We start from the raw sequence: 16,894 nt of genomic DNA, 5'->3' as shown, positions 1-16,894 counted from the left end.
AGCTAAAAGTTAATTTATATAATATTCTACACGAATTAACAAAAATCCTTGTCTGTACTTAATTATAATTATCTGCATAAATTTGTAAAGTCAAATTACATTTTATACTATCATTTTCTACAAACATCGTGCCTTGCTGAATAGTTGTTACAAATTGGAATAAACTTACACTGCGCAAAAACGATAATAATGAAAAATAATCTCCTTGCAAAGCTACATCAATATTTTGTATAGCTAAATTATCCTGCATTTTACTAGGCTGTATTTTTAATAAAGTTATCTTTACATTCGATAACTGTGCCACATCTCCTAATTTTGATACTAATTCATCAGTTATCAATTTTTCGGGCAATTTTTGATTTAATATCATGAGATTGGTGTTTAATTGTTTTTGATACATATTTAAATCATCATTATGTAGCGCTATAAAATTTGCCATCTCATTTAATTCGTAATTTTGCTGTTTTATTTGCTCATTCATCTGATTTATAGAACCTGATAATGGTTTATATACGCAAAAAAACATCATCATTAACCATGCAAATATAATGCCGATTGCCATAATTGCATATTTATAATCTCGTTTAGTCATATCAATTAACCTCATCAAAATAAAATGAAAAATCAATTAAATTATCTGCTTCATTTAATTTTGTATCGTTTATTTTTATATTTTTGATAAATTTTATCTGTTCAAGCTGGGTTTTATATGACGATATAGCTGCATAATTTTTGGATTTACCACTTAATATTATTTTATTATCTTTAACATCTACATTCATGAGTTTCACATCTGCTAAAGTATTTGTACCTAGATTTACCATTAACGGATAAAATTTCACATCTTTTTTATATATCGTTTTCAGTACATTTTGTTTTCGTTTAATCGTATTTTCTTGCTGTTTAAGCTCGTTTCTGAACCTCCTACGACTAAAGTCGCAGGGTTCTCGGTCAAGTATTCTAACGAATACAGTATCTCCGAGCTATCCCCATAGTTCCTACGGTTCTTGTATATGTTATTCAAGATTAAGCTATGTTTAATATTCTTAACCCTTCATCTCTAATATTTATAGCTGCATTTACATCTCTATCGTGATGTGTTTTACATTTAGGACAGTTCCACTTTCTAACATTTAAATCTTTTACTTCAGTATTTTTGTATCCACAAACATGACATAATTGGCTTGAAGGATAAAATTTATCTATTTTGACAATAACCCTGCCAAACCATTTGGCTTTATATGTTAGTTGTCTCATAAACTCTGACCAACTGACATCAGCTATATTTCTTGCTAATTTATGATTTTTCATCATGTTTTCAACTTGCAAATCTTCAAGACAGATTACATCGTAGTTTCTGATAAGTTGACATGTTACTTGATGTAGTAAATTGCGTCTTTGATTGGCAATTCTATCATGCAATTTAGCTACTTTTACTCTAACCTTTTCCCAATTTGAACTTCCTTTTGTTTTTCGAGAAAGCTCTCTTTGGAGTTTAGCTAATCTAGTCAATGATTTCTGCAAGTATTTAGGATTATTATATTTTACTGCATCTGAGGTTATGACAAAATCCTTTATTCCTAAATCCAAACCGACATATTTATTCGTTTTGATGAATTCAGGTTGAGGCAGGTCTGTACAACATAGTGCAACGTAATATTTTCCACTAGGAGTCTGTGATACTGTCGCACTTAAAATCCTACCTTCTATTTGGCAATATTTATCTCTTATTTTTATCTTACCTATTTTAGGTAATTTTATTTTATTTCCTAAAAATACAATGTTGTTATTTGTCATATTTGTTTTGTACGATTTATACCGATTCTTTTTAGATTTGAATTTAGGAAAGCCTGCTTTTTGTTTATTAAAAAAGTTTTTATAAGCTGTATCTAAATTCTTTAAAGCATTTTGTAAAGAGGATTTATCTGGTTCTTTAAGCCACTTTTTTTCTTTTTTTAATTGAGTAAGCTCTTTTGAGCATTCATTATAACCTATATTTTTCTTATTTTGTTCATATGCTTTAATTCTTCTATCTAAAAAGTGATTATATACAAAACGTACACAGCCAAAAGTTTTTTGAAGTAAACTTTCTTGTGTTTTATTAGGGTATATCCTAAATTTATAAGCTTTTTCCATAATAAACACTTACTCTTTCTTCTAATTAATGAATAAATATATCCTTTACCACGTATTACTTCCATACTATCATTTAATATAATCATGACATATGTATAGCAATATAACAAGTGTTTATATATTAACTGCCTATTTTAAATAACATATACAAGAACTGTAGGTTCTGCTTTAGTCGTATTATGAGGTCTCGTTCATATAGAAACGCTACTTTCTATACAGTTCTCTTATGAACTTCCGTTACTTTCGTAACGGCACAGACTATATCTTATCTCTCAGCTTTACCTGTTAGAGTCTGTCCACTTCCTCAGTCAATAGCTTACTGAGTACTTCCCTCAAGAGGAATAGTCGTTGAACGTTCTCCTATTCGGAGCTTCGCTGCTGATTGTCCATTTTTCAACACTTAGGATTTAACCTTATGCTATATATCTGATTTTTTCTGCTTTCGCCACATTCACGTTTAACTTTATTTCATGTTTACGTTGTAGTTCAGATATCTTTAGGGCTTTCCAGCAATTCAAACAGTATTGGATAGATCTTAGTCTATCTCTACGTACATATTTCTATATACACTGACTATTTTGTTCGCCTAACTCATGATTAAAATCACAAGTGTGCGGCTCACAATAATCAAATCTTTATCTGCCTGTTTTAAATACAGTTGTTCTGACAAAATTTTCTGTTGCTCTTTCAAATTATAATAAGTATATGCAGAATTACCGATTACAAAACTACTAATCACCAATAAAAATAAAATTATCACTACACTGATATTGCGCCAATTTAAATACGTTAAATGACAAAAATCTTTGTTTAAAATTATCTCTTTATGATTAGCTAAAACATATAATGCATTATAAATTTTATGCAATTCATCCTCTTTTACAATAGAAAATAATTCATCATCGTCAATCACAATTTTTATATCAGATTCATTTACTACAGTATCATTTGCATAAAAAATATATGCCAACTGTAAATTCTGTTCTTTAATTATTTGCCACCAATCATTAATATAGCTTTTTTCTAATAAAAAAACTGTTATTTGATTATCTATATCCGTATTTTCTATGCTGTAATTATAAACATAATCTCTTTTCCAATCATTTAATTCCCAATCAATTGCTTTTTGTATATCCTTGAATGGCATTTGAGGAAAATTAAATTGTTTTACTTTAAGTAATGTGTTATCCAGCGATATGAACACTGGCAACTGCTTTAAATTTCTATCACGACAAAAATGATATAAAACTTCCTGATAAAAAAGGTCATCATCATATTGGCGCTGTTCAATCGATATAGCTAATATTTTATATGTAGATTTTTTCTGCTCATAAATTATTTCCGACAAATACACAATATCCTTACTTACATTTAGCAATATAAAATGTTCATAATTATGCTTGAATACATTACTTACTTTATGGATACTTTTAAATTTAACGTTCCCAACGTTCAACAATAAGCTCATCATCTTTCTTTGTTAAATAAATACATATTTGATTTGTGATATCCAATACAGTGCTCTCAATGACTAAAATATACGTATTTTCTTTATAATGCACTAAATACGCTCGAGATAATACCATACCTAAATTTGCTTTTTGTTGCTGCACCTCATCGACTAAAATTCCATCTGATAAATCATATTCATCTATAGCTTCTAAACAATGCTCATTCCAAATAGTTTTATCATCTGTGTATAAAGCGATAATTTTTGAAGCTTCACTCAATGTCAAATTGCGCGCAATATAACTTGTCTGTAAAACACTTACAGTTTGCATCTCTTGTGAATATAAATCATGCAGATAATACATTAAAATGCTGATAATACTCAAAATAATCAAGCCACTTACAGAAAAATAACCCCTATTATCATGTACCATTACTAAATTCACCTGCCGAGCGATTAATCACAGTAGTGCGTAGTGTAATAGTTTTATCCGTTGTATATGAATAACCATTAATTTCCAGTTCATATAAATCATCAGCTAATTTGTTTACAGTAAAATTCATTTTATTAGTGCCAAAATAATTTTCACTATTCAACGGTTGCGTTGAACGTACTGTATAAACATTTTCATTTAGCTTAGATAATTCATTACGATACATTATCGGTCCCTCACGCAAAAATGATAAACATTTTAAATATTCATTTGGCAGTGCAGAAGTCCTCCGATACGTTTCAATTATCAATTCTTTATTTGTTGAAGATTTCTCTGCATATTTAACCATACTTGCATATTCAATTTCTGTTGCCATATCTTCAAAAATACGACGCGTTTCATTTTGTAACATCCATGTATCAATATAATCAACAAAAAAATTTAATATGCTATGTGCTATTACAAAAACTGTTATGAGCATAGAACAAACGGCAATCACCATCAATAAAGTATCAGCAAAAATAAAACCCTGTTTATTTTTTAACAATAATGCGCTCTTGTTGTTCTTGTTGTAAATTGTCTTCATAATACCATACAACCTTTACTTTCAATAAAAACTGCTCATCTTGCTCTATAACTTCTTTTTGCAAAATAAATTGTTGTTCACCGCAATCAACATTTTCAGCCTCTAAATTTAATATTGCATTATTTTCAATAGCATATTCCAATTTATTAAGTTCACCTTGTGCTAAAAAAATAGCTGCAGTTCGATAAGAATTTTGCTGTTGTGCACTCATCAATAAACTTGCCGATGACCACACAACAGCACTAGCCATCACTATAGCCATGACGATAAGCATATCCATAGCTACAAATCCATTATTATCTTTTAATTGCAATAATAAATTCTTCATGATGGCTCCTCATAAAAACGTGAAATTCTTATTCTGCCTACGCGGTTGATAATTATATATCTTACGGCATTATCTTTATATATTTTTATTGTTTTATTTGGCAAATTTCCATATAAAGAATTTTGTCTAAATACATAACAATTCGCCGTATCAAAAAAATTTGTACGTATACCATTTGGCAAATAATAGATTTCACTATCTTCACCTTGCTTGTTTTTAATAACATACTTATCTTTATAAACGTAACACATTGGACGAAAATCATTATTTTCTAAATAACGATAATTACGCGACCGTTCTTGTACTTGCATTAAACAACTTGCAAGGCGAACCGCTTCAGCATCTACTTGATATTGCGTACTAGATAAATCAGAAAAAAACGCACCTGAACAAAATAAAACCATAACATAAATCATAAGCAAAATTTCTGCATACCACATAATCTTATTAAATTAATATCAACCATAAATCGTATAATCTACTACCTACAAAAAAACTGACTACAGCACCTACAACTAAAAACGGAGCAAATGCAATTTTAACTGTGTACATTCTTTGCTTGATTAACAAATACATCACTGCAAATACACCGCCAAAAATAAAAGCTATATATAATGCTATGATAATTTGCGGATAACCGAGCCAAATACTCAATACAAAAATCAATTTAACATCTCCGCCACCCATAAAATTTTTTATGCCATAATACAATACACTAAAAATAACTAGCAAAATCACACTACACAATAATAAAAATTTCATATCATTTATCGAATTTACTGATAAAACTTGTCTTATCAATGCTAATACCAATAAAACACATAAAATTTTATTGCTAATAATAAATGACGTAATATCTTTAATAGCAATATAAATAAGTAATAATATACACAGATAATCAATAAAATTTAACATAATTAACTTTATTAACCTTCACTATTTGTTGTAGCTTTTTGGCTGAAATCCGTTCTTAATTTTCCCATGAAAACAGCATTTTGCTTATTAGAACTCAAAGTGTAATTTTCATTATCAGAATTAGGTGTTAAAACTCCATCAATATACACATCACCAGTTGGTGCTTGTACACTGGCAACATCTATATAATCATCTAAATCACTTAAATCGTTAGGATATTTACCATTTTGCAAACGATACATAGCAATTGCTGTATCTAAAGATTGTAAATCGGCTTGAACTCGTGTTGTATTTGTCAAAGCTAAAGATTCATTAAATTTAGGAATAGCTACTGCTGATAAAATAGCAATTATAGCAACAACAATCATCATTTCAATCAAAGTAAAACCCTTTTCATCTCGTAAAATTCTTTTCATAATTATCCTCCTTTGCTCATAAACCGATATTACTGCTCATTTCAAATAACGGTAAAATAATGGCAATGACAAACACAGCTACAACAGCACCAACTATAATCATTAAAATTGGTTCTAAAAATTTTGTAAATTCATCTATAAAATTATCCACATCTTTACTCAAAAATACATTGTTATAATGAAGCGTTTCCTTTAACATACCTGTTTGCTCGCCTACATTAATCAATTCCATGAAAATACTGTTATTTAAATGTGTATTTTTAAATGATGTATACAGTGAAAATCCCTGTCTTAAACTATATTGAATGGATTTTAGCAATTTATTCAAATAACTATTATTAAATCCTGCAATCATGATAGAAAAGCTTTCATCAATATCTATACCACTGCCAATTAAAAATTCTAATTGTCGATTTATCTGCAATAAAAATAGCTTTTGCATAAAGTCACCAATAAAAGGCAATCTCAATACATATTTATAAAATTCATATTTGACTATATCCTTTTGCCAACACTTAGCCATGATTAATCCTAAAGATAAACCACCTACACAAAGCACCATATAATTATTTTTAATAAACAATCCCAGTGAAAAAACCAATTGTGTTATAAATGGCAAAGGTATTTTCATTCGCTGAAAAACATCAGCAAAAGCTGGCAAGACAAATAAAATCATGATATTTAAGACAGCAAACAATATGAGTAACAAAAACGCTGGATAAATGCAGATTTGACGAATTTTTTGCCGTTCATCATCTAATTTTTCCAAAAAATCAGCAGATAAACTCAATGCACTTGGTAACATCCCTGTATTTTCAGCAACATTTAATGAATTTAACAAATATGCTGGTAAGATATTCGCTTTTTGTCGCCAAATATCAGTAAAAGAATTTCCTTCTTTTAATTTAGCAGTTGTAAAAACTAAAAACTTTTGCATATTTTTATTTGAACAATTCTGTTGCAAAATCAATATTGCTTCTATTATATTGATGCCTGCTTCTAACATGATAGATAATTGACGACACAATATAATTAAATCTCGCGTTTTTATCTTTTCCTTATTTAATTTCTGCAATAAACTTTGCTTTAAACTTATAAAATCATTATGATTTATGCTGATAATGAGATATTGTTCTTGTTTTAAGTACTCAGCAACTTCCGCTTTACAATCTGCTTTAAAACAACCTTTGACTACACTACCCGTTGCACTATCGCGTGCTTTATAAAAAAATTTTTTCATATCATTTACCCATTTTTATTATTTTATGCTCTAAAAGATAATTCATTCCATCTTGCATTGTTTGCATGCCATTTTGCTTGTTTAACTGCATTTGCGAAATCAATTGCTGATTTTGTCCCTGACGAATTATATTTTTCACTGCTGGCAAAGCCAATAAAATTTCCATACAACAAATAAGTTCACCATCTACTGCCTCTAATAATTGCTGTACAACAATGCAGTTTAAACTCTGAGCAATTTGTGTACATATACCATTTTGTTCATTTTGCATAAAAAAACTTTCCATACGCATTACAGCTTCTATAGCTGAACCAGCGTGCAACGTGCCTAAAACAAGATGACCTGTTTCTGCCGCCTCTAACGCAGCTTTCATCGTAGCAGTATCACGTATTTCTCCTATCATCAATATATCCGGGTCTTGCCGAAGTGCCATTTTTACAGCTTGCGAGAAATCATAAAAGTCCTCATTAAATTCGCGTTGCTGAATTAAACTCTTGCGATTTTCAAATACATATTCTATCGGGTCTTCCAAAGTGATTATATGCTTTACAATAGATTTATTAACATAGTCAATCATTGCCGCCAAAGTCGTGCTCTTTCCTGTGCCAGTTGCCCCACAAATCAATATGAGCCCATGATTTTTCTGTAATTGCTTTTTCAAAACATCACTGCGCACAAATGTATCGATATTTAAAATATCTTTATTGATTAAGCGTATAGCCAGATTAAATTTGCCCATTGCCTTAAAAATATTCAAACGAAAACGCCTTTGATTATACGTATACGCACAATCCAGTGTATGATTTTTTAACAATATTTCCTGTTGAGAAGCCTTTAATAATTGTTTTAAAAGCTCAATAATTTCATCTTTAGAAAAACTATATTCACAATCCATCTCTAATTTATTTTTTCGCCGAAAATAAACTGCACTATCAGCACTTATATGAATATCTGATGCTTTTATCATCATAGCTTTTTCTAAAATCTGTTTAAATTTACCTAAACTTATATACTCCATTCAATACCCGCCACACTTCTTGCGCTGTTGTAATTCCACTCAAAACTTTTTCACAACAATCGTCTAATAATGTCTTCATGCCATTTAAATTTAAAAATCTTTTTAATTTTAAATCAATTTCACCTTTAGCAATTAACATTCTAATATTGTCATCAAGTACCATAATTTCATGAACAGCAATTCTTCCCACATAACCACTATTATTACAAAAACTACACCCTCTACCTTTAAATAATTTCATTCCTGCATGAAATTTCTTACCCAATAAAAGCGCTTCTAATGAATTTTCTTCAGGCTGATAAACTTCTTTACATTTTGGACAAATTTTCCGCACTAAACGCTGCGCTACACTGCCAGCTAATGCTATTGATAACATTGAAGGCTTTACATTCATATCAATGAGGCGAGCAACAGCGCCTAAAGCATTTGATGTATGCAATGTAGTAAAAACTAAATGACCTGTCAAAGCTGCTCTAACAGCTTCTTTAGCCGAAGCTTCATCGCGAATTTCACCAATCATCACGATATCAGGGTCTTGGCGCAATATAGCTCTAAGCCCTTTAGCAAAATCCATACCAGCTTTCAAATTCACTTGCATTTGATTTATACCATTTATTTTCATTTCTATCGGGTCTTCAATCGTCACTATATTGACATTTTGCGTATTTAAATAATTTAACACGCTGTATAAAAGAGTTGATTTGCCTGAATTTACAGGACCTGTGATAGTTATTATTCCACTAGAAGATTTAATCAATCGCTTAAATAAATGCAAATTATCTACACTAAATCCCATTTGTGACAAGGATAATATTTTACTATCACTAGATAAAAGACGCATGACAATTTTCTCACCGAACAATACAGGAATAACTGATACACGTATATCTAAACGTTTTTTAGTGTATAAAATACTTCCATCTTGCGGTAATCTCTTTTCTGAAATATCCATACCCGCCATGAGCTTTAAATACGATATCAATTGAATTTGAATTTGTTGTGGCACTTTATATACAAGCAATAAAACACCATCAATGCGAAACCGTATCTGTAAATAATCCTGTTGCGGTTCAAAATGGATATCACTTGCACACATTTTAACAGCATAATCGATTATCAAATCCGCCAACTTATTTATAGGTGATTTAGATAAACTTCCCTGCAAAAAACTATTGCGAGTATTTATCTGCAAATTTTCTTTAATCTTGGCTATGCTTTCATCTAAATCGTTTTGTAAATTTTCAAGCAAATACATCACCTGCATTATAAAGATAAAAAAAGATGTATAGGCCTTATTATCACCTATACATCTATGATATTACGGTCTGAATTTTGCAGACTAACTATAATTATTTATTTGTAGCTAAATATTCACGCAATGTCTTTACCATGATATCGACATCAACATCAGCACCAGTCCAATAACGCAATGAAGCTGCACCTTGCTCAGCTAACATTCGTTCACCATTTAAGATTTTATGACCATGTTTTTTTGCCTCTTGTAAAAAACGTGTTTCAGCTGGAGTATAAATTATATCGTAAACAAAAGCATTTTTATTTACTTTATCCCAATCGACAGGAGGCATATTATCAACATTAGGAAACATTCCCAAAGGAGTTGTATTTACAAGTAAATCAGCCTTCATCAACCAAGAAACGAACTTCTCATCATGCCATTCAAAAGCTTCAATAGAAACTAAATCAGCAAATCCTTCAGCTAATTTTGCCCCTTTAGCTTGATTGCGAACACCTATTACAATGCGTTTTACACCATGTTTTATTAGTCCACAAATAATAGCGCGTGAAGCTCCGCCAGCACCTAAGATTACAGCTGTTTTATCTTTTAAATCAAAGCCTTCTTTTAATAATGGATTGATAAAGCCAATTACATCAGTATTATAACCGTATAATTTGCCATTATCTATTTTTACAGTATTAACAGCACCAATGAATTTAGCTGTATCATCAATTTCATCTAAATATTGCATGATTGCCAATTTGTGCGGTATTGTCACATTAAAACCACTAAAATTAATAGCTTTTAATCCTTCTACAGCTACTTTTAAATCTTCTGGTGCTATAGGCATAGCGATGTACGTATAATCAAGACCAGCTTTTGCAATTGCTGCATTTTGAATTACTGGTGATAAAGAATGTTTTATCGGATAACCGATTACGCCTAGATTTTTCGTCTTTCCAGTATACATTTCATACCCACTTTCTAAAATTTTTCCGTTAACGCTAAATTATTGCGAAATTGTACTGCTTGAGCAATATGACTGCCTTCAATATCAGTACTGTTATTTAAATCAGCAATAGTTTGCGCTACTTTTATTATTCTATCATAAGCGCGGGCACTTAAACGCATTTGTTCAAAAACTAATTTCAACATTTGTTTAGCTTCATCAGTTAGGTGACAAAATTCTTTAATCATAGCATGCGACATCTGTGCATTACAAAATATATGGCAATTTTCAAAGCGCGTTAATTGTAATTGTCTTGCTTTTTCCACTCTCTGCCGAATTATCTTCGATGTTTCAGCTTTCTCATTTGTAGCAAAATCTTGATAACGAACTCGTGGCACTTGAATTTGAATATCTATTCTATCTAACAATGGTCCTGAAATCTTCCGCGTATAGCGTTTTATTTCATAATCACTGCAAGTACATTCACGCAATTTGTCATCTTTATAACCACATGGACATGGATTCATTGACGCTACTAAAATCATGCGCGACGGAAATTTCAGTGAAGCATTTACTCTAGTGATTAAAACTTCACCATCTTCAAGAGGTTGTCTTAAAGCTTCTAAAGCCGTTTTACTAAATTCAGGTAGTTCATCGAGAAACAACACACCATTATGACTTAGTGTTACTTCTCCCGGCTTTGGTATACTACCTCCGCCGATTATGCCAATACTAGAAACAGTGTGATGTGGACTGCGAAACGGTCTTTGTGTGATTAAACCTCCATTGCGCGATAATAAACCAGCAATACTATAAATCTTTGTTACTTCTAACGCTTCTTGATACGACATCTTCGGCAATATCGATGGCAATCTGCGAGCAAGCATTGTCTTACCTGTACCAGGTGAACCTACCATCAATAAATTATGACCGCCAGCCGCTGCCACTTCTAATGCCTTTTTCGCCATAAATTGTCCTTGTACATCAGCAAAATCATCTACAAAATTATTTTCTTCCGATTTTTGCTCTATACGTACAGCAGGTTTTAATTTTTTTCTGCCTTCCAAAAAAGCAATCAGTTCAGATAATTCATCTACAGCATAGACTTCAATGCCATCAACGAGCAAAGCTTCTTGTTCATTACCCTTAGCAACAAAAAATCGCTTTATATTGAGCTTTCTGCATAAAATTGCCATGGGCAAAACACCAGCCACTGTACGAACCTGACCTTCGAGCGATAATTCAGCGACAAACATACTATCCATACATTTTGCTTTATCGAGATAACCGTATGCTTGCAATAATGCAATTGCAATCGGCAAATCGAGCATTGAACCATTTTTCTTTAAATCTGCTGGTGCTAAATTTATCGTTATCCGCTTAGGCATCAAACTCACACCTGCATTTCGTATAGCAGCGCGAACGCGTTCTTTAGCTTCTCTTACAGCCATATCGGCTAATCCTACGATTTCAAACTTAGGTAATCCATTTGTAACATCAGCTTCAACTTCTATGAGCATACCATCTATACCCAAAGTCGTTGCGCCAAATGTCTTAGCAAACATCATATCACCCCTATCTTGGGGCTTTATTATTATTCTTCACCCGTCCAGCGTTTAAATAAATTGGTTTTCACACCTAAAGCATCACAAATTTTGCCTACAAGCATATCCACTATATCATCAATAGTCTGCGGTTTGTGATAAAAGCCTGGACAAGCTGGCAGTATGCGCGCGCCTGCATGTGCTAATTTAAGCATATTTTCCAAATGTATAGCATGGACGGGGGTTTCTCGCACTACTAATATTAATTTTCTACCTTCTTTTAAAGTTACATCAGCACTACGAGTCAATAAATTATCGGCAATTCCCCCTGCTAAACACCCCAAGGTTTTCATTGAACATGGTACAATGACCATAGCATCACAGGGAAAAGAGCCGCTTGCGATAGCACTATCAATACGCTTCACATCATAGACCTTGTGCACTAATTTTGTCAACTGTTCGCGCCCTACACCGCACTCATAATCAAGCACTTGCCAGCCAGCATCTGAAGCTACAAAATGCACCTCAATCCCGCAATCTGCAAGGACTTGCACTAAACGATAAGCATAAATTCCCCCACTAGCACCTGATACACCGACTACAATTCGTTTTTTTTCTGAAAAATCCTTTAAAATCAAACCTCAAACGCCCCTTTCAAATGGTTAAATGAAAAAATATAACTATCATAGTAAAATACCTCAATAATATCAAATCTATACATAAAATTTTCACTAAAGTTACAGGATAAATACTGTTCTGCTGTCTGAATTATTTTCTGTCTTTTACTATAGTTTACGGCTTCCGCCGGTCTTCCATAACAATTATTTTTTCTCGTTTTCACTTCAATAAAACAAATTATATTTTTTATTTTAGCAATAATATCTATTTCACCAAATCGACTGTGAAAATTGCGATTTAATATAGTATATCCCTTATCTTTTAAATACTCTACAGCCGCATCTTCACCCCTTACACCCATATTATTTTTCACCATTATATACCCCTTTAAAAATTTACCATTGATTTTATCGGTTCAAAAGAACAGCGATGTATTTTACATGGGCCATATTTTCGCAATGCTTCAATATGCTCTTTTGTACCATAACCTTTATTTTGCGCAAAACCATATTGCGGGTAAATCTTATCAAAATCGTTCATCATTCTATCACGCGTAACCTTAGCCACTATAGAAGCCGCTGCAATAGAAGCAGATTTTGCATCGCCTTTGATTATAGATTGATGCGGTATTTCTAGACTATCAAGTGGCATCGCATCAATTAAAACTTCATCAGGTTTTACTGCTAAACCGTATATCGCTTGATACATTCCATTCATAGCTGCTTGATAAATATTTATGCGGTCTATCGTCTTTTCATCTATCACAGCAGTATTCACCGCTACGGCATTTTCCAAGATAATATCATACAATTTTTCACGTGTACTTTCTGATAATTTTTTAGAATCATTTAATTTAGGAATAAAAAAATCAGGTGGTAATATAACAGCTGAAACAACTACAGGGCCAGCAAGTGGTCCACGGCCAACTTCATCTACACCAGCAACAAACTTATGTCCACGCGTTCTGCATTCATCTTCATATTTATATAATGCTGCTACTCGCAAGCGTTCTTTTTCTTCGCGTTCATGTGCTTTTAATAGAGCCTGCACACCTTTGCGCGCATCATTTTTTATTGCTTGCCAAAGCTCTTTCTTATCTTCATCTTTCGTTGTAATAATTAAATTTTTTATGTCTTTTATCGATAAATTTTCTATATCCATTTTTTCACCTACTATTGTTAATTATCTTACACATTAAATCAAATATTTTTATTATTTTTTATCTATAAAATTATATCATACATCTTTTTTCTTTACGGATATAAATTTACATTATTTAAAAATAAATATACTCAAACTTAAATAATTTTCCGATTTTGATATACAAATTGACAGAATTTATGATATAATATCTTTGAAATTTAATTTTTGATTATGGAGGTCTTTTACATGCCATTAGTAACAACTAAAGAAATGTTTAAAAAAGCGTACGAAGGCGGCTATGCAATTGGTGCTTTTAACGTAAACAATATGGAAATCGTTCAGGGTATCACTGAAGCTGCTAAAGAATTAAACGCTCCTTTAATTCTCCAGTGCTCCGCTGGTGCTAGAAAATACGCTAAACACGAATACCTTGTTCATCTTGTACAAGCTGCTATCGAAGATACTGGTCTTCCAATCGCTTTACATCTTGACCATGGTGCTGATTTCGAAACTTGCAAATCTTGCATCGACGGTGGTTTCACTTCCGTTATGTTCGACGGTTCCCACTATGATTTCAAAGAAAACATCGAAAAAACTAAACAAGTTGTAGAATATGCTCACGCTCATGGCGTAGTAGTAGAAGCTGAACTTGGCCAGCTCGCTGGTATTGAAGATGATGTTAAAGTAGCTGCTCATGAAGCTCATTACACTGACCCAGCTGAAGTTGAAGAATTCGTAACAAAAACTGGTGTAGACTCCTTAGCAATCGCTATCGGTACTAGCCATGGTGCTTACAAATTCACTCCAGACCAGTGCACAAGAAATGAAGATGGCATCTTAGTTCCACCTCCACTTCGTTTTGATATCCTTGAAGAAGTTGCTAAACGTCTTCCTAACTTCCCAATCGTTTTACACGGTGCTTCTTCCGTTCCACAGGAATTTGTTAAAATTATCAACGAAAATGGCGGACATATGCCAGATGCTGTTGGTGTTCCTGAAGACCAACTCCGCAAAGCTGCTTCTATGGCTGTTTGCAAAATCAACATTGACTCCGACTTACGCCTTGCAATGACTGCTGGTATCCGTAAACATTTCAATGAACATCCAGATCATTTCGACCCACGTCAATATGTAGCTGACGGTAGAGCTAACATCAAAGCTTTAGTTGCTCATAAAATCAAAGACGTTCTCGGTTGCAATGGCAAAGCTTAATTAGTTTAAAAATTAAATTTGGCTATAGTATAAATGCTCTCTTTACAGAAAAACTACTGTATAGTAAACTATTTTTGTAAAGAGAGCATTTTTTATCTAGGAGGTAAAACATTGAATACAAATCATGAAATGGTTCTTGTTATTGATTTTGGCGGACAATACAATCAATTAATCGCACGCCGTGTACGTGAATGCGGTGTATATTGCGAAATTGTCCCTTATGATTATACAATCGAAAAAATCAAAGCTAAAAATCCACAGGCTATTATTTTTACAGGTGGCCCTAGTAGCGTTTATGCTGATAATACTCCACAGGCTGACCCAAAAATCTTTGAACTTGGCATTCCTGTACTCGGTATCTGCTATGGACATCAATTCATGGCACATAATCTCGGCGGTAAAGTAGCTCATGCTGAAGCTGGCGAATATGGCAAAATGAATATTAAATTAGATGTAACATCTGATTTATTCTCTGGCATTTCCCACGATGAAATTTGCTGGATGAGCCATAGAGATTATGTAGAAAAAGTTCCTCAAGGATTTAAGACAATCGCATTTACAGAACATACACCTGTAGCTGCTATGTGCGATGATAGCCGCAAATTATACGGTGTACAATTCCACCCAGAAGTTGAACATACACCATTTGGTCAAAAAATGATACAGAACTTCTTGTTTAAAATCTGTGGCTTAAAAGGCGACTGGACAATGAGCTCTTTCGCTCAAACAAAAATTGCTGAAATCAAAAAAATCGTAGGCGATAAAAAAGTTTTATGTGCATTGAGTGGCGGCGTTGACTCCTCCGTTGCAGCTGTACTCGTTCATAAAGCTGTAGGCAAACAATTAACTTGCGTATTCGTTGACCATGGTCTTTTACGTAAAGACGAAGGTGACCAAGTTGAACACGTTTTCCGTAAACAATTCGACATGAACCTCATTCGCGTAAATGCCAAAGACCGTTTCTTAGGCAAACTCGCTGGCGTATCTGACCCAGAACGTAAACGCAAAATCATCGGTGAAGAATTCATTCGTGTATTTGAAGCAGAAGCTAACAAACTCGGAAAAATCGATTACCTTGTACAAGGTACAATTTATCCAGACGTTGTTGAAAGTGGTACAAAAACATCTGCTACTATCAAAAGCCATCACAATGTAGGTGGTTTACCAGAAGACATTCAATTTGACCTTATCGAACCATTGCGCGAATTATTTAAAGATGAAGTACGCGCTGTAGGTGAAGAATTAGGCATTCCTCATGACCTCGTATGGCGTCAACCATTCCCAGGTCCTGGTCTTGCTATCCGCGTACTCGGTGAAATCACTGAAGATAAACTCGCTGTAGTTCGTGAAGCAGATGCTATCTTCCGCGATGAAGTAGCTAAAGCTGGTCTTTCTGAAAAAATCTGGCAGTATTTCGCTTGCTTGCCAAATATCCGCTCTGTAGGCGTTATGGGCGATAGCCGTACTTATTGCCATACTATTGCACTCCGTGCTGTAACAAGTAGCGATGCAATGACTTCTGAATGGGCTAGAATTCCATATGAAGTATTAGACAAAGTATCCCGTCGCATTGTAAACGAAGTACCTGGCGTAAACAGAGTTGTGTATGATATAACTTCTAAACCACCAGCTACAATCGAATGGGAATAAGATAAAAAATATAGCTAAG

Annotated in this window: 20 protein-coding genes; 2 read left to right on the top strand and 18 right to left on the bottom strand. The window is 32.9% G+C overall.

Annotated elements, in window-relative coordinates:
- Positions 1 to 58: 58 nt before the first annotated feature.
- From pilO to CKV65_RS01430, 18 genes are all read right to left on the bottom strand, one after another.
- Positions 59 to 592 (bottom strand): type 4a pilus biogenesis protein PilO, encoded by a 534-nt coding sequence (gene pilO, locus CKV65_RS01515; RefSeq protein ID WP_027890603.1) that lies wholly within the window; start codon positions 590 to 592, stop codon positions 59 to 61.
- Between the two features lies 1 nt (position 593).
- Positions 594 to 842 (bottom strand): PilN domain-containing protein, encoded by a 249-nt coding sequence (locus CKV65_RS01510; RefSeq protein ID WP_157738440.1) that lies wholly within the window; start codon positions 840 to 842, stop codon positions 594 to 596.
- A 184-nt stretch (positions 843 to 1,026) separates the two neighbouring features.
- Positions 1,027 to 2,136 (bottom strand): IS200/IS605 family element RNA-guided endonuclease TnpB, encoded by a 1,110-nt coding sequence (gene tnpB, locus CKV65_RS01505; RefSeq protein ID WP_095197716.1) that lies wholly within the window; start codon positions 2,134 to 2,136, stop codon positions 1,027 to 1,029.
- Positions 2,137 to 2,722: 586 nt separating this feature from the next.
- The gene (locus CKV65_RS01500) at positions 2,723 to 3,484 is read right to left on the bottom strand and encodes a hypothetical protein (RefSeq protein WP_027890548.1); all 762 of its coding nucleotides are present in this window, start codon (positions 3,482 to 3,484) and stop codon (positions 2,723 to 2,725) included.
- A gap of 88 nt (positions 3,485 to 3,572) precedes the next feature.
- Positions 3,573 to 4,019: a hypothetical protein gene (locus CKV65_RS01495; RefSeq protein ID WP_027890549.1), complete on the bottom strand. Its 447-nt coding sequence runs from the start codon at positions 4,017 to 4,019 to the stop codon at positions 3,573 to 3,575.
- Positions 4,009 to 4,566, bottom strand: a complete 558-nt coding sequence (locus CKV65_RS01490) for a hypothetical protein (protein WP_051177645.1) — start codon at positions 4,564 to 4,566, stop codon at positions 4,009 to 4,011. The genes CKV65_RS01495 and CKV65_RS01490 overlap by 11 nt, the downstream gene beginning before the upstream one ends.
- A complete protein-coding gene (locus CKV65_RS01485) occupies positions 4,553 to 4,933 on the bottom strand; it encodes a hypothetical protein (protein WP_027890551.1) in 381 nt (126 codons plus the stop codon). The genes CKV65_RS01490 and CKV65_RS01485 overlap by 14 nt, the downstream gene beginning before the upstream one ends.
- On the bottom strand, positions 4,930 to 5,373 hold the full coding sequence (locus CKV65_RS01480) for a hypothetical protein (protein WP_027890552.1): 444 nt from the start codon (positions 5,371 to 5,373) through the stop codon (positions 4,930 to 4,932). The genes CKV65_RS01485 and CKV65_RS01480 overlap by 4 nt, the downstream gene beginning before the upstream one ends.
- Positions 5,374 to 5,380: 7 nt before the next feature.
- Positions 5,381 to 5,848 (bottom strand): prepilin peptidase, encoded by a 468-nt coding sequence (locus CKV65_RS01475; RefSeq protein WP_036254874.1) that lies wholly within the window; start codon positions 5,846 to 5,848, stop codon positions 5,381 to 5,383.
- 11 nt (positions 5,849 to 5,859) lie between these two features.
- Positions 5,860 to 6,264 (bottom strand): type IV pilin protein, encoded by a 405-nt coding sequence (locus CKV65_RS01470; protein ID WP_036254875.1) that lies wholly within the window; start codon positions 6,262 to 6,264, stop codon positions 5,860 to 5,862.
- Positions 6,265 to 6,280: 16 nt separating this feature from the next.
- Complete coding sequence (locus tag CKV65_RS01465) at positions 6,281 to 7,504, bottom strand: type II secretion system F family protein (protein ID WP_027890554.1); 1,224 nt, start codon at positions 7,502 to 7,504, stop codon at positions 6,281 to 6,283.
- A gap of 1 nt (position 7,505) precedes the next feature.
- Positions 7,506 to 8,522 (bottom strand): type IV pilus twitching motility protein PilT, encoded by a 1,017-nt coding sequence (locus CKV65_RS01460; protein ID WP_027890555.1) that lies wholly within the window; start codon positions 8,520 to 8,522, stop codon positions 7,506 to 7,508.
- Complete coding sequence (locus tag CKV65_RS01455; RefSeq protein WP_231922693.1) at positions 8,500 to 9,771, bottom strand: GspE/PulE family protein; 1,272 nt, start codon at positions 9,769 to 9,771, stop codon at positions 8,500 to 8,502. The genes CKV65_RS01460 and CKV65_RS01455 overlap by 23 nt, the downstream gene beginning before the upstream one ends.
- 100 nt (positions 9,772 to 9,871) lie before the next feature.
- Complete coding sequence (locus CKV65_RS01450) at positions 9,872 to 10,729, bottom strand: shikimate dehydrogenase (RefSeq protein ID WP_027890557.1); 858 nt, start codon at positions 10,727 to 10,729, stop codon at positions 9,872 to 9,874.
- Between the two features lie 14 nt (positions 10,730 to 10,743).
- Positions 10,744 to 12,273 (bottom strand): YifB family Mg chelatase-like AAA ATPase, encoded by a 1,530-nt coding sequence (locus CKV65_RS01445; RefSeq protein ID WP_027890558.1) that lies wholly within the window; start codon positions 12,271 to 12,273, stop codon positions 10,744 to 10,746.
- Between the two features lie 29 nt (positions 12,274 to 12,302).
- A complete protein-coding gene (locus tag CKV65_RS01440) occupies positions 12,303 to 12,890 on the bottom strand; it encodes a UbiX family flavin prenyltransferase (protein WP_027890559.1) in 588 nt (195 codons plus the stop codon).
- Positions 12,887 to 13,246 carry a YraN family protein gene (locus CKV65_RS01435; RefSeq protein WP_027890560.1) on the bottom strand — a complete coding sequence of 120 codons (360 nt, stop codon included), beginning with the start codon at positions 13,244 to 13,246 and terminating at the stop codon, positions 12,887 to 12,889. The genes CKV65_RS01440 and CKV65_RS01435 overlap by 4 nt, the downstream gene beginning before the upstream one ends.
- An 11-nt stretch (positions 13,247 to 13,257) precedes the next feature.
- The gene (locus CKV65_RS01430; protein ID WP_027890561.1) at positions 13,258 to 14,031 is read right to left on the bottom strand and encodes a ribonuclease HII; all 774 of its coding nucleotides are present in this window, start codon (positions 14,029 to 14,031) and stop codon (positions 13,258 to 13,260) included.
- 228 nt (positions 14,032 to 14,259) lie between these two features.
- Between CKV65_RS01430 and fba the strand changes: the two genes are divergently transcribed.
- Together fba and guaA are read left to right on the top strand one after the other, a co-directional pair.
- Positions 14,260 to 15,225: a class II fructose-1,6-bisphosphate aldolase gene (gene fba, locus CKV65_RS01425; RefSeq protein WP_027890562.1), complete on the top strand. Its 966-nt coding sequence runs from the start codon at positions 14,260 to 14,262 to the stop codon at positions 15,223 to 15,225.
- Between the two features lie 129 nt (positions 15,226 to 15,354).
- Entirely contained in the window at positions 15,355 to 16,875 is a 1,521-nt protein-coding gene (gene guaA / locus CKV65_RS01420) for a glutamine-hydrolyzing GMP synthase (RefSeq protein WP_036254880.1), read from the top strand.
- The last annotated feature ends 19 nt before the right edge of the window (positions 16,876 to 16,894 follow it).

It is taken from the genome of Megamonas hypermegale (assembly GCF_900187035.1).
Taxonomy (GTDB): Bacteria; Bacillota; Negativicutes; order Selenomonadales; family Selenomonadaceae; genus Megamonas; species Megamonas hypermegale.
The sequence above is the reverse complement of the archived record's forward strand: the minus strand, read 5'-3'. Positions and strand labels throughout refer to the sequence as shown.